This is a genomic window from Parabacteroides sp. PF5-6 (assembly GCF_029504695.1).
Classification (GTDB): domain Bacteria; phylum Bacteroidota; class Bacteroidia; order Bacteroidales; family Tannerellaceae; genus QVMG01.
Genome location: NZ_JAQFIN010000012.1, coordinates 90,184 through 104,434 on the forward strand (window position 1 = coordinate 90,184; position 14,251 = coordinate 104,434).

11 protein-coding genes are annotated in these 14,251 nt (G+C 48.5%); 3 read left to right on the forward strand and 8 right to left on the reverse strand.

The window, feature by feature from the left end; translation table 11 throughout:
- Nucleotides 1-7 precede the first annotated feature (7 nt).
- On the reverse strand, nucleotides 8-1,252 hold the full coding sequence (locus M2133_RS12990; RefSeq protein WP_277466598.1) for an ATP-binding protein: 1,245 nt from the start codon (nucleotides 1,250-1,252) through the stop codon (nucleotides 8-10).
- A 193-nt stretch (nucleotides 1,253-1,445) separates the two neighbouring features.
- On the opposite strand from M2133_RS12990, the gene M2133_RS12995 reads away from it, so the two are divergent.
- Entirely contained in the window at nucleotides 1,446-2,687 is a 1,242-nt protein-coding gene (locus tag M2133_RS12995; protein ID WP_277466599.1) for a DEAD/DEAH box helicase, read from the forward strand.
- Between the two features lie 3 nt (nucleotides 2,688-2,690).
- On the opposite strand, the gene M2133_RS13000 is transcribed toward M2133_RS12995, so the two are convergent.
- The 6 genes from M2133_RS13000 to M2133_RS13025 are packed head-to-tail and all read right to left on the reverse strand — an operon-like array spanning nucleotide 2,691 to nucleotide 8,913.
- Nucleotides 2,691-3,755: a 6-bladed beta-propeller gene (locus M2133_RS13000; protein WP_277466600.1), complete on the reverse strand. Its 1,065-nt coding sequence runs from the start codon at nucleotides 3,753-3,755 to the stop codon at nucleotides 2,691-2,693.
- 39 nt (nucleotides 3,756-3,794) lie between these two features.
- A complete protein-coding gene (locus M2133_RS13005; protein WP_277466601.1) occupies nucleotides 3,795-4,181 on the reverse strand; it encodes a YbaN family protein in 387 nt (128 codons plus the stop codon).
- The gene (gene fmt / locus M2133_RS13010) at nucleotides 4,178-5,155 is read right to left on the reverse strand and encodes a methionyl-tRNA formyltransferase (RefSeq protein WP_277466603.1); all 978 of its coding nucleotides are present in this window, start codon (nucleotides 5,153-5,155) and stop codon (nucleotides 4,178-4,180) included. The genes M2133_RS13005 and fmt overlap by 4 nt, the downstream gene beginning before the upstream one ends.
- A 2-nt stretch (nucleotides 5,156-5,157) precedes the next feature.
- Complete coding sequence (locus tag M2133_RS13015; RefSeq protein WP_277466604.1) at nucleotides 5,158-6,942, reverse strand: chloride channel protein; 1,785 nt, start codon at nucleotides 6,940-6,942, stop codon at nucleotides 5,158-5,160.
- A 1-nt stretch (nucleotide 6,943) separates the two neighbouring features.
- On the reverse strand, nucleotides 6,944-8,350 hold the full coding sequence (locus tag M2133_RS13020; protein ID WP_277466605.1) for a sugar transferase: 1,407 nt from the start codon (nucleotides 8,348-8,350) through the stop codon (nucleotides 6,944-6,946).
- A gap of 2 nt (nucleotides 8,351-8,352) precedes the next feature.
- The gene (locus M2133_RS13025) at nucleotides 8,353-8,913 is read right to left on the reverse strand and encodes an L-threonylcarbamoyladenylate synthase (RefSeq protein ID WP_277466606.1); all 561 of its coding nucleotides are present in this window, start codon (nucleotides 8,911-8,913) and stop codon (nucleotides 8,353-8,355) included.
- A 493-nt stretch (nucleotides 8,914-9,406) separates the two neighbouring features.
- Between M2133_RS13025 and recJ the strand changes: the two genes are divergently transcribed.
- Together recJ and M2133_RS13035 are read left to right on the forward strand one after the other, a co-directional pair.
- Nucleotides 9,407-11,134, forward strand: a complete 1,728-nt coding sequence (recJ, locus tag M2133_RS13030) for a single-stranded-DNA-specific exonuclease RecJ (RefSeq protein WP_277466607.1) — start codon at nucleotides 9,407-9,409, stop codon at nucleotides 11,132-11,134.
- 1 nt (nucleotide 11,135) lies between these two features.
- Nucleotides 11,136-13,046 (forward strand): ATP-dependent DNA helicase RecQ, encoded by a 1,911-nt coding sequence (locus tag M2133_RS13035; protein ID WP_277466608.1) that lies wholly within the window; start codon nucleotides 11,136-11,138, stop codon nucleotides 13,044-13,046.
- Between the two features lie 2 nt (nucleotides 13,047-13,048).
- On the opposite strand, the gene M2133_RS13040 is transcribed toward M2133_RS13035, so the two are convergent.
- Nucleotides 13,049-13,933 (reverse strand): alpha/beta hydrolase, encoded by an 885-nt coding sequence (locus tag M2133_RS13040; RefSeq protein ID WP_277466615.1) that lies wholly within the window; start codon nucleotides 13,931-13,933, stop codon nucleotides 13,049-13,051.
- Between the last annotated feature and the right edge of the window lie 318 nt (nucleotides 13,934-14,251).

Consider the following 14,251-nt stretch of genomic DNA (forward strand, 5'->3'; position numbering starts at 1 on the left):
AATCCGTTTATTCTTCTAAAGTGGTTTCATGTGATGGTAAGGTAAAGATAAATTCCGAGCCGACGCCATGTTCCGACTTCACGCCTATGGTACCGCCCATCTTGGCCACAAGGCCCTGGCAGATCGCCAAGCCCAGACCAATGCCTTCGGCATAATCGTTTACCTTGGCAAAGCGGCCGAACAACTGTCGCTGTTTCTCTTCGGGAATACCAAAGCCCGTATCTTTTACATAAAATTCAAGTTTATCCTCCGGAAGGATCTTATATCCGATGGTGATCGAACCTTCTTTGGTATGCTTGATCGCGTTATTCGCCAGATTGGTAATCAACTGAAGCAAACGAACCGGGTCGGTACCGAACATACATTCTTTCCCGCCTTTTTCCATGATCAGTTCCACTCCCGGCGGCATGCGCAGACGGGTCGAAGCATACGCCGAATCCAACAGATCGTTGACATCCACCGGCTCATACGTGATCTTGACCACATCGGCTTCAATCTTGGAAAGGTCTAAGATATCATTGATCAGCTGCATCAGCATCTGGTTGTTGGTTTTGATAATATCGTAATAACCCATGCGTTCTTCATCGTCTTCCGTAAAAGCCATCAGTTCGGCAAAACCGGTAATAGCATTCAACGGCGTACGGATCTCATGGCTCATATCCGCCAGGTACTTGGATTTCATCTTATCGGCCCGTTCCATATTGGAGATGATCTCTTCCATATTCAATTCATGCGATTTGCGCACATGAATATCCGAAGAGCAGGTCAGGATAACCGTTGGGCGCCCCTGATCATCCCGTTCATAGATCGACATCGTATAGTCGCGCCAGAAGTAGCGGGAGAATTCCGGGAATTTAACAAAAGCTTCGAACTTCACTTCCTGTTCCTCACCCCGAACGACCTTATAAAAGTTTTCCCAGAAAACGGGCAAACTCTCCGGATCGAGCACGGAAATATAATGATCCCAGGTGACCAAGGTCGATAACTCTTCTTCCGAATCCCAATGGTATAACATCGTGACAATCGTGTCTCTGTAGTTATCCTTAGTATCCGGATTAATCTTCAATGAACAAGCATGAATATCATTTGCCTTGAACGCAATTTTAGAAAGGAGACGCAGCCTTCTTAAAGCCTCTTTTGTGTCTTCCTCCGTACCACTATGATTCTTATGGCCCTGAGGATTATTTCCGTTATCCATTATTGTATTTTTAGTTTCCGACTGAAGAATATCCTTTTCTTCATTATTTTCCATAACGCACAAACTGTTACTAAAAAACCTCACTTTGCAAATTACCGATAAAGGTATTATCTAATTCTCCTAAAAACAAACAAATCATCAAAAAAAAGCATTTATTGAAAAAAAATAAGCTTTTTAAGAAGACAAAAGTCAGAAATCCTTAATTGTCCTAAGATTTATCTATCTTTACAGTGAAATTACAATAGACATGAGATTTGACGAATTGAAGCTCGAAGACGATGTGCTTGACGGGCTTGATGCGATGAACTTCCAGGAAACGACTCCGGTACAGGAGCTAACGATCCCGGTTATTTTAGAAGGAAAAGATATAATCGCTTGTGCCCAGACGGGTACGGGCAAGACGGCTGCGTACGTATTGCCGGTCATCAATGAACTGAGCAAAGGGACCCATCCGGCGAACTTTGTCAATGCGGTGATCATGGCTCCGACTCGCGAGCTTGCCCAACAGATCGATCAACAGATCGAAGGTTTCTCCTACTTCCTGCCGGTTTCGGCTGTAGCCGTCTATGGCGGAACGGATGGTGTGGCTTGGGAACAACAGAAGCGGGGCATGCAGATGGGAGCAGACATTGTGATCGCTACGCCCGGACGTTTGCTTTCGCATATCAAGATGGGAACGGTCGACCTCTCCCATGCTTCTTTCTTTATCCTGGACGAAGCCGACCGGATGCTCGACATGGGTTTCTACGACGACATCATGATGATCCAGAAACTGCTGCCGCCGACCTGCCAGACGATCATGTTCTCGGCAACGATGCCGCCCAAGATCCGTACGCTGGCCAAGACGATCCTCAAAGAGCCGGAAGAGATAAAGATCGCGATCTCCAAACCGCCTGAATCCATCATGCAAACGGCGTATGTCTGCTACGAACCGCAGAAGATCAAGATCCTGGAAAAGCTATTCAAGGACAGTCGCCCCCAACGCGTGATAATCTTCTCTTCTTCGAAGATGAAAGTAAAGGAGCTCAACGCAACGCTGAAACGATTGAAGTTTAATGTCGCCGCCATGCATTCCGATCTGGAGCAATCCCAACGGGAAGAGGTGATGAAAGAGTTCAAGAACGGACGCATCGACATCCTGGTTGCCACCGATGTGGTTGCCCGAGGCATTGATATCAACGATATCAAATTGGTAGTCAACTATGATATCCCGCACGATCCGGAAGATTACGTGCACCGCATCGGCCGTACGGCCCGGGGAACAAACGGTGTCGGGCTGGCCATCACCTTCGTTTCGATCGAAGAGCAGGCAGCGTTCAAACGGATTGAGAATTTCCTGGAAAAAGAAGTATATAAGATACCGATCGATCCTTCCCTCGGTCCCGCCCCACTCTATGAGCCGGAAAAACATACGGTAAGAGGCAGAGGCCGGCGAATCCCGCCGAAAGGACAAGGCAGAGGGAGGAACCCCCGGAGAAGACCTTCTTAACGCCTAAGCTTCTTTCATTTTCACGATAAAAACGACAGCATTTCCAGAGTGATAATTATCCGGAAATGCTTTTTTTGTGCCTTCGCCCGATTGAGTGAAACAAAAGGTTTGGCTATACAGATCCATGGCCTGCAGGTTAGCAACTGTTCCCGTTTCATAAAAATCATCGGCAAAGCCATCTTTCAATTTCTTATGCGCCTGTGTCTGCCGGTCATAACAGAAAGTGAAATTCATCGTTTCATCTTCGGGGTTGGAAGAGGAAGAGAACCAAAAACGTCCGAGCGGTCTGATGGGAACTACCGGAATACGTTCTTCATCGATTATTTTTTTGTTTTGCTTCAGGGAAGAGGCCAGCCGCAGGGTGTCCTGCAAGAGGTATTCATGATCCTTCGGCGAATTGTAAACGAGCAGCTGTCCGGTATCCGGATCGATACATAACTGGGGTTGAGACAGCGTCAACAGATACTGCGTCCGTCCCAAATCGGCAAAAGCCAGTTTGTGCGATTCGATCTTTTGAAAAGAAGTATCGTAGGTCACCAGTTCCTTTTCCACCCAAACCTCTTGCGTATCCGGATGGACATACGTATTTTCCTCCATCGAAAGGATGCGATTATTGTGTAATGCCATGGAAAGGATGCGGCGATCGGGCAGGTTGCTGACCAGTTTTTTCGTTTCGATCAGTTCTCCTTCATACGTATAATAAAAGATATCATCCACATTGCCCAGTACGATCAATTCGCTTTTGGCGGGATTAACCAGATAACCGGCTACTTTTATACTTCCCGGATCGGTCACCTGGCAGACGAACCGTCCATCCTTATTGTAGTGATAAAGAATATCCTCGCTGATCAGGAACAGTTCGTTCCGGTCTTTCTTGATATCCCGCACCTTTTCCATGGGTTTACCATTGGCGGATTGCAGCGGGATAGCGGTCACCTCCTTTGCGATATCCGACAGGATACCGGTAATCCGTTCTTTGATATGATTTGCCGAGAACCAGGTATCGTAGCCTTCACGGGCATACAACACAATCATACCGAAAAGCAAGATGACAAAAGCACGTTTCATATCCTATTCATTTGAAAGTTATAAAGATAACGGATAATCTTACTTTTTATTATCTTCCTTCCGGGTCGGGAAAGAAAGAATATGCCAGGTGACGCCTACAGCGATCCCGATCAGGAGGATTCGCCCCCACAAGGCATGTACAAAAAACAATACCGAACACCCCATTGTCAGCCACATCACACTCAGCGAGATAACTTTCCCCCGCAGAGGGATGGATTTATCTTCTACATACGCACGAATATAGGAGCCAAAGTAACGATTCGCCATCGCCCGGTTATACAACGTCTCGGAACTGCGGATATAAAACCAGCAGGTCAACAGCCAAAACGGAGTCGTCGGAAGCAAGGGCAGAAAAATACCCACTGTACCCAATCCGAGGAATAAGGTACCCAAACCTATATACAGGTATTTCTTTACCGGATTCATCCGATGACTTTGCAGGTTTCGATCGATTTGAATCCGTTCAGGAAATCAGAGGTATTCATTCGTTTCTTTCCTGCCAGCTGTACAGACAGGAGTTGCAGGAAACCATCCGCAACGGCGATCTCCAGTATATTCTTTCCGTTGGTCCGCAGGGTGCCGACCGGCAGATTATGGGGTGTAAAGTTTTTCTTCGTTTCATAGATCTTCAACACAAAGGTTTTCCCCGCTTCATCCGTCAGTTCGGTCCAGGCGGCCGGATAAGGCGAGAGCCCACGAACGAAGTCATAGATCTGCTTCAAGGATTGCGTCCAGTCGATCCGGCAGGTTTCCTTGAAGATCTTGGGCGCCGCATGCAGCTCTTCCGGATCGGCAAACAAAGATTCCTGCGCGGTCGTTTCGATCCGGTCGTCCAGAATGAGATCAACGGTTTCGACCACCAGTTCGGCACCGATCGCCATCAAGCGGTCGTGAACCGTTCCGGCGTTATCGGTATCTTCGATCGTCAGCGTCTTTTGCCGGATGATCTTTCCCGTATCGATCTCGTGGGTCAGGAAGAAGGTAGTCACCCCGGTTTCTGTTTCGCCGTTGATAATTGCCCAGTTGATCGGCGCAGCGCCCCGGTATTGGGGAAGCAGTGAGCCGTGCAGGTTGAATGTGCCCAAAGGCGGCATATCCCATACCACCTGCGGCAGCATCCGGAAAGCAACAACGATCTGCAGATCTGCCTGTAAGGCGTTCAACTCTTCGAGAAAAGATTCTTCTTTCAACCGGACCGGCTGAAGGACGGGCAGCCCCACGGACAACGCATATTGTTTCACCTCACTGGCCTGCAACACACTGCCGTGTCGCCCAACGGGTTTATCCGGCATGGTCACCACGCCGACCACATGATAGCCTCCTTCCACCAAGGCACGCAGGCTCCCGACCGCAAACTCCGGGGTGCCCATATATACAATACGTAGTTCTTCTTTCTTCATGATCAATCTTCTGAAAAGTTATCCACCAATACTTCACGGTAAGAATTAAAGATCTTCGACTTCGACATGAAGCCGATATACCGTCGTTCGCTATCGACCACCGGAAGGTTCCAGGCTTTGGTATCGTCGAAGATTTTCATGATCTGTTCCATCGGCATATCCAGTTCGATACGCCCCGGCGCCGACACCATGAACTTCGTCACATGGAAACGATTGTAAAGCTCCGGCCGAAACATGATGTTCCTAATATTATCCAACAAAACGATCCCGACCAGGATGCCTTTATCGTCTACAACAGGGAACATATTGCGGCTACTCTTGGCGATTACCTTCACCACATCGCCCAACGACATATCCGGCGAAACCGGCTGGAAATCTTTCTCGATCACACTGTTGCGGTCGAGCAGCGTCAATACCGCCTTATCTTTGTGATGCGTCAACAGTTCGCCCTTCTGTGCCAGACGCATGGAGTAGATGCTATGCGGCTCGAACACCAGGATGGTCAGGTACGCGCTGATCGAGACAATCATCAACGGCAGGAAGAGATCGTACCCCCCCGTCAGCTCCGCAATCAGGAACACGCCCGTCAATGGCGCGTGCATAACGGCCGACATCACCCCGGCCATGCCCAACAGGGCAAAGTTCTTCTCCGAAACGAATTGCGTGAAAGGGAAGTAATTGGAGGTATGGGCAAAGACAAAGCCGGAGATCCCACCCAGATACAAGCTCGGTGCGAAGATCCCCCCGCAACCGCCACCGGCATTCGTCCCGCTCGAAGCAAACACCTTGGTGAGCAGGATCAGCGAGAGAAAGACCAGGATTCCCCAGTAGCTGTCGTTCCAACTGTTGAACAAACTGGCATCCATCAGGTGATCGTATTGCCCGTTGAGCAGCGAGCCGATCGTATCGTAGCCTTCGCCATAGAGCGGCGGGAAGAGGAAGATCAGGATACTCAACGTAGCACCACCCAGGAGGAACTTCTTCCAGTAACTGCCCAGCCGGCGGTAGACGCCTTCCACCTTATTCATCACCCGGGTGAAGTAAAGGGAGACCAATCCGCAGAAGACCCCCAACAATAAGACGTAAGGGATACGCGCGAGCTCGAACACTTCGGTCTGCGAGAATTTAAACATCGCATCCGTGCCGGTAAAGATATAAGAAACCGAAGCGGCTGTGACCGAAGTGATCAATAACGGCATGATAGAGGTCATCGTCAGGTCTAAAAGCAATACTTCGATCACAAAAACCAATCCGGCGATCGGCGCTTTGAAGATTCCGGCAATCGCACCGGCGGCGCCGCATCCTACCAGCAGCATCAATGTCTTCTGTTCCATCCGGAACAGGCGACCCAGGTTCGATCCGATGGCAGCACCCGTCAATACAATCGGGGCCTCCGCCCCTACCGATCCGCCGAAACCGATGGTTACCGAACTGGCAACCAACGAGCTCCAGGTATTATGAGGCTTTATCCGGCTTTTCCGTTGCGAAATGGCATAAAGGATCTTGGTTACTCCATGACTGATATCATCGCGTACAATATATTTAACGAACAATCCGGCCAATAAGATCCCGATGACCGGATAGAGCAGATAAAGCCAGTTGGCTCCGTCGGCCGTGAAGTTACCCGTCAATAGATGTTGAATAAAGTGAATCGTATTTTTAAGCACAATAGCCGCCGCCGCCGTAAGCAGTCCGACAATAAAGCTAAGGATCAGAATAAAATGTTTCTCTTTGATCTTCTTCTCCCGCCACAATAAAAACCGATAAAACCAACCTTGTTGCTCCATTTCAAATACCTTTTCCTGTTAATACGGTCTTTACCGTATACACTAATATCGTTAAGTCTAATTCCAAAGACATATTTTCATAGTAAATCATATCAAACTTCAACCGTTCGATCATCTGCTCCACATCGGCAGCATAGCCGTACTTGACCATACCGAGCGAGGTGATTCCCGGACGGACATTGTGAAGCAGATAATAATAAGGTGCTTTTTTTACGATCTGATCGATAAAATGTTTCCGTTCCGGCCGGGGTCCGACCAATGACATATCGCCTTTCAATACGTTCCAGAACTGCGGTAATTCGTCCAATCGGTATTTACGCATAACGGCGCCGTAGGGAGTAATGCGGGGATCATTTTCGACGGAAAGCAAAGGGCCGTTCTCTTCCGCATCGGTGTACATCGTGCGAAACTTGTAGATCGTAAACGGTTTGCCCATATAACCGATCCGTTCCTGCTTAAAGAACACAGGCCCCTTCGAACTTTTCTTCACCCGCAAGGCCATGCCGAGGAAAAGGGGCGACAAAAGGATCAAGGCCAATAGAGAAAAGAGTTTATCCATGAACAGTTTGATATTCTTCTCGGCTGATGAAAAATTATTATCGGTCACATCCACCAGCGGAATGCCCTGGATGGTTTTGATATGTACCTTGTTCAGGATATTGGAGTTGTCGGCCAAAACCATGATCGGCCGTTTATACCGGTAAAGGGAATAAAGGATGGCCAGATATTCCTCATTATCCGGTTTCTCGACGACAATCACCAATTCGTCCACCCGGTTGGATATCATGATATCGGGCAACTGCTCAACCGTTCCCAGCAGTAGGTCGCGGTCGATCTCGATCGCTGCCTGGTCGGTGCCGTTCTCCGACACAAACCCGGCAATGGTGTATCCTAGGTTGTAAAGATCTTCCGCCGTCTTTTGCGCTTTCTTCCCGGTACCGATCAGAAGCAGATGCTGCGACCATTCTCTTCGTTTGATCTTGGCGATGCCTTGTTGGGTGATAACGAGCCGGGGAATATAGGTCAGAAAGAACTGCAGGAGCAAGAGCGAGAAAAACAATTCGTAGTAAATCTCGAACGAACGGGGCAGATCATTCAGTACAATGGCGAAAAAGATAAAGACAACGCCGATAATGACGATAACAAAAGTGGAGAAAAATTCACCCAGGCGGGATTTGCCGATCGGTTTGTTGTAGTAACCTGAAAAATAATAAAGCGCCAGCCAAAGGAAAGGGATCAGGATCTGCCCTTTCATGACTTGGTAGGAGAATAAGAAAGATTGCAAAGAGGTAAAACCTTCGTAGGCGGCTACCTGCCCGTATCTTATTATATTAAACAACACCCAGATGATGGATGCGGTAATAAAATCGGTCAGTATATACTTCTTTACCTGTGTCTTTTTATTCATTGCTATCGGATCACCTTAACCACTCCGCCGGCACTCAGCTTCAGGATGGAAGAAGGCTGTGCCTCCGTTCGGTCATCCTGCCGGTATTTGACAATATAATCGACCCCGTTGCGGATCTCTTCCGCGATCTCATGAAAATTCGACGGGAATGCTTCGCCTGTTATATTGGCGGATGTAGAGACTAAAGGCTTACGAAAACGCTCACACAAACGGCGCGAGAACGTTTCCTGTGTCACCCGGATGCCCACACTGCCGTCTTCGCCCAGAAGCTTGGGGGAAAGATTTTTCGCCCCCGAGAAGATGATCGTCAACGGCTTATCGTTCACCTCAATCAGATCCCAGGTGATCTCCGGCACTTCGGATATATACGTTTCCAGCTTCACCGCATTATCGATCAACACCAGCATGGCTTTATTGTCTGTCCGCTTCTTCAGATCGTACACCCGCTGCACGGCGGCGTCGTTCGTGGCATCACATCCGATTCCCCAGATCGTATCCGTGGGATAAAGAATCAAACCACCGGCTTTCAAAACTTCATAAGCCTTTTGAATATCTTCTGTCATATCCGTTACTCTATAATTAAAGCCTATCGGAACGCCCCGCCATGGCCCGCAAAAAAACAACCAGAGGAGCCGGATGCGACGATAGGTGCACAAATGTACGAAACTTATAGCAATAGAACGGAAACTCCCCGGTGATATTTTGTCGGTCTCTCACTCCCTTTGGCAAAACACGGGAAGGAGTTTTTGGTAAGAGGTACCTCAAAAGAAAATATGAGGTACGTCATAATCGATTATGAGGTACCTCAAAACTGACTAAGAGGTACCTCATAAATATTTTAGAGATACCTCTTACTCAAAATCCCGCCCTGTGTTTCCGGAATTTCAGGCGGGTGTTTGCGAAAAAAGAACGGCATCGTGCAGAAATATCCCGATTATTGTTTACTTTTACGAGTTCAATTCTAATTTGCCGGTAAAAGGTCCCGGTTCAAACCCGGAGGAAAGAAAGACACGGAATTGAAGCTCAGAGAGAGAAAAAAAGAAAAAATAATATATAATGACTAACAGATGGAATTTGCAAGCCCCTACACAAGAACAGCTACATAAAAGAGACGAGATGGTTACCCGGCTGGGGATCAGCCCGGTAGTTGCCCTCTTGCTGGTTCAGCGGGGTATCACTTCTGTAGAAGAAGCGAAGAAATTCTTTAAACCCAACCTGAACGACCTGCACGATCCGTTTCTGATGCCGGATATGGACAAAGCTGTCCGCAGATTGAATATGGCGCTGGGGAATAAAGAAAAAATATTGGTTTACGGGGATTACGATGTGGATGGGACGACTGCCGTCTCTTTGGTTTATAAGTATTTACGTACCTACACTTCTGCACTCGACTACTATATTCCGGATCGCTACGACGAAGGATATGGAATCTCCTACAAAGGTATTGATTACGCAAAGGAGACAGGTGTCACATTAATCATCTCGCTGGATTGCGGAATCAAAGCGATCGATAAAATTGAGTATGCCAAAGAAAAAGGCATCGATTTTATCATCTGCGACCACCACATGCCCGACGATCAGCTGCCGGATGCTGTCGCCGTATTGGATGCCAAACGCACCGACTCGACCTATCCTTACGAACATCTTTCAGGCTGTGGCGTAGGATTCAAATTTATGCAAGCCTTTGCGCAAAGCAACAGCTTCCCGTTCTCCGATCTGGAGAAACTGCTCGACCTGACGGCCGTCAGTATTGCGTCCGATATCGTACCCATTACGGGAGAGAACCGGATACTGGCTTATTTCGGACTGAAACAGCTCAACAGCAATCCCAGCCTGGGGCTCAAAGGCATCATCGATATCTGCGGACTGACCGGTAAAGACATCACCATCAGTGATATTGTCTTTAAGATCGGGCCGCGCATCAATGCTTCCGGACGCATGGAGAACGGCAAAGAAGCTGTCGACCTCCTATTGGCCAAAGACCGGGCTGCCGCACGCGAAAAGAGCGAGAATATCAACAAATACAACGACGAAAGACGGGAACTGGACAAGAAGATCACCGACGAAGCGAATGCCGTGATCGATGAATTCACCGATATTGAAGACCGTAAGGCGATAGTAGTCTACAACCGCGACTGGCACAAAGGAGTGATAGGCATTGTGGCTTCGCGCCTGACGGAGAAATACTACCGGCCAGCCGTGGTACTGACCAAATCGTCCGAACTGATTACCGGCTCCGCCCGCTCGATCACCGGATTCGATATCTACAAAGCCATAGAAAGCTGCCGCGACCTATTGGAAAACTTCGGTGGGCATACCTACGCCGCCGGACTCTCGCTCCGCGAAGAAAACCTGGAGGCATTCACCCAGCGCTTCCTCGAACTGGCCGCCGAAGAAATCATTCCCGAACAGATGACACCCCAGATCGACATTGATGCCGTACTGAATCTGAACGATATCAACGCGAAACTGATGAACGACCTGAAGAAGATGAATCCTTTTGGCCCGGATAACCAGAAACCGGTATTCAGCTCACGCCAGGTCAAAGACTACGGCACGAGCAAATTGGTCGGTAAAGAGATGGAACACATTAAACTTGAACTAATCGATGACACCACCAACGCGCCGGTCCACGCGATCGCCTTTGGCAAACATACGTTCAACGATTATATCAAAACCATGCAGCCGTTCCATATCTGTTATACCGTGGAAGAGAATACCTACAACGGGAATACCAATATTCAATTGATGATCAAAGATATCAAGACGGACGATACAGAATAAGGTGGACATTTACCATCAAATACTCCAGACCTATTGGGGGTACTCCGCTTTTCGACCCCTGCAGGAAGAGATCATACACGCAGTCTGCTCGGGAAAAGATACATTAGGGCTTATGCCGACAGGCGGAGGTAAATCGATCACCTTCCAGGTGCCGGCTATGGCTATGGAAGGGACCTGCCTGGTGGTAACCCCTTTGATCGCGCTGATGAAAGACCAGGTCGACAACCTGCGACGGATCGGTATCAAAGCAACGGCAGTCTATTCCGGCATGTCGCGCCAGGAGATCATCACCCAACTGGAGAACTGTATCTTCGGCAATTACAAATTTCTCTATGTCTCGCCCGAACGCCTGACAACCCCTATCTTTCAGGCTAAACTCGAGGCGATGCGAATCAACCTATTGGTCATCGATGAAAGCCATTGTATCTCGCAATGGGGATACGACTTCCGCCCTTCTTATATAAAAATCGCGGACATACGCGAGCAACTGCCCGATGTGCCGGTGCTCGCCCTGACGGCAACAGCAACGCCCGATGTGATCGATGATATCCAGGAGAAGCTGAAGTTCAAAGAGAAAAACGTACTGAAGAAGAGCTTTTTCCGCCCCAACCTATCCTACTCGATCCGGCGAACGGACAATAAGATCGATCAACTGATCTATATCCTGCAACGCGTAGAAGGCAGCGCGATCGTATATGTGCGCAACCGCAAACGCACGCGGGAGATCGCCCTGGCACTACAGGCAGCCGGGTTTACAGCCGACTTCTATCATGCGGGACTGAATCGGGAAGAGAAAAATATCCGGCAGAACCTATGGAAAAGCGGGGAAACACGCATCATCGTATCGACCAATGCGTTCGGAATGGGGATAGACAAACCGGATGTGCGCGTCGTGGTGCATATCGATATGCCCGGATCTCTGGAAGAATACTTCCAGGAAGCCGGACGCGCCGGACGCGACGAACAGAAAGCCTATGCCACTGCCCTTTGCTCGGGCATGGATAGCGCGAAGCTAAAGAAAAGACTGGCGGATGAATTCCCCGACAAAGAATTTATTTACCGCGTCTACGAAGCATTGGGTAATTACTACCAGATCGCGGTAGGCTATGGACTGGAAACGGTGCACGACTTCTCCCTGACGGAGTTTTGTATCGCATTCCATTTCTCGCAATTGCAGACACACCACGCGCTTAAGATACTCGAACTCTCCGGTTATATCGAATATACCGAAGAAATAGACAATGCGTCCCGCCTCTTATTCGTTGCCACCCGGGAGGAACTCTATAGACATCTTCATCAGGACAAACTGACCGACGATGTGATACAAGTCATTCTGCGCTCCTACACCGGCCTGTTCTCCGACTATGTGTATATCGATGAAAAAATAATTGCCACGCGGGCACAGGCGACACCCCAGCAAGTCTACGACATCCTGACGGGGCTCTCCAAATACCGCATTGTCAATTATATCCCACAACGGAGAACGCCTTTGATCATCTACACCCACACACGCGAAGAGATCAAACACGTGCGCATACAACGCTCCGCTTACGAAGAACGTAAGGAACGTTTCGAAACACGAATAAACAAAGTATTGGAATATATCGCCGAAGAGAATTATTGCCGGAGCCGGCTGTTATTGAGCTACTTCGGAGAAGAAGAAGCAAATGACTGTGGGATATGTGATGTCTGCCTAACCCGGAAAAGTCCGGAACTGACCCATTACGAATTCAACAGTATCCGCAATCAATTAAGTGAAGCGCTCGCCGAAGCGCCCCGGTTAGTCAAAGAAATAGTGCATACACTCTCCTTTACGGAAGAAAAAGTCTTGACCGCGATCCGCTTTCTGACCGATGAAGACGAGCAGTTTAAACTCAATGACGGATATTTATCTTATACGCCCCGCCTTTGAAATTATTCTTCCAGAATGCCGAGCTCCACAAACCAGTCTTCCACACGAACCGGCCACGCATTCACCGGAGAACCGGTATCGCGCAAACCATAACCGTGTCCTCCCGAACTATACAAATGCATCCAGGCGGGAACGCCGGCTTCTTTCAAAGCATAATAGTAGAAAAGACTGCTGTTGATGTAGGATTTATCATCTTCCGTCTGAATAAGCATCGTCGGAGGGGTATCGGCTGTCACCTTCAACTCCGGTGCAAGCTGGAATTTCTCCCCATCCAGATAAGCCGGGTAGACCAAAAGACAAAAGTCGGGGCGGCAACTGATCTTATCGATCGCATCCGAGGCAGGGTACGTGCGCGTTTCGAACGTATTGCTTAACATCGCAGATAAATGCGCGCCGGCAGAGAAACCCATCACGCCGATACTGTTCGGATTGATATTATATTCTTCGGCATGCGCACGGATATAACTCATCGCCCGTTGGGCATCCTGCAATGGCGCGGCATGTTTCTCCAAACCCTCCCGGCGAGGCACGCGATACTTCAACAATACAGCCGTAATGCCGATCTCATTCAACCATTCGCACACTTCATCACCCTCCAGATCATAAGCCAGAATATTGTAACCGCCTCCCGGACAGACCAGCATGGCCGAACCGTTCGACAACTCCTCCGGAGCCGGATAAATCGTGATCGTCGGCTCACCGACATTCGTGATGCGAAGCACAGACTCACCGCCTGTCCGCCCACCCTCACTATCCGCTCTCTCTATGAATGAAGTAGTTTCTCCCGGAGCACCACCGGGAAACAACAAAACAGGAACTTCTTGTGCCATACTCTTTACTGATAAGATCAATCCTACACACAGTGGCAGCATCCACGCTTTCATAATTAGATACAATTACAGGTATTTATAGACTCCATTCTCTCTCTCTTTCAGAGGACGAATATAACTATCTTCTTTTAATCCACCAACACCTCCCCCCGATTTCTCAAAAGCAATCCCTCCCTTAAGAACTCATAAGAACTCATAAGAGCTTAAGAACTCATAAGAATTCATAGGAACTCATAAGAACTCATAGGAACTCATAGGAACTCATAGGAACTCATAAGAACTCATCCCTTAATCCTATTATAGCACACAGATAACGCAGATAAAGCACAGATGACCGCAGATTATTATTGTTTACAACTTTATCTGCGGTCATCT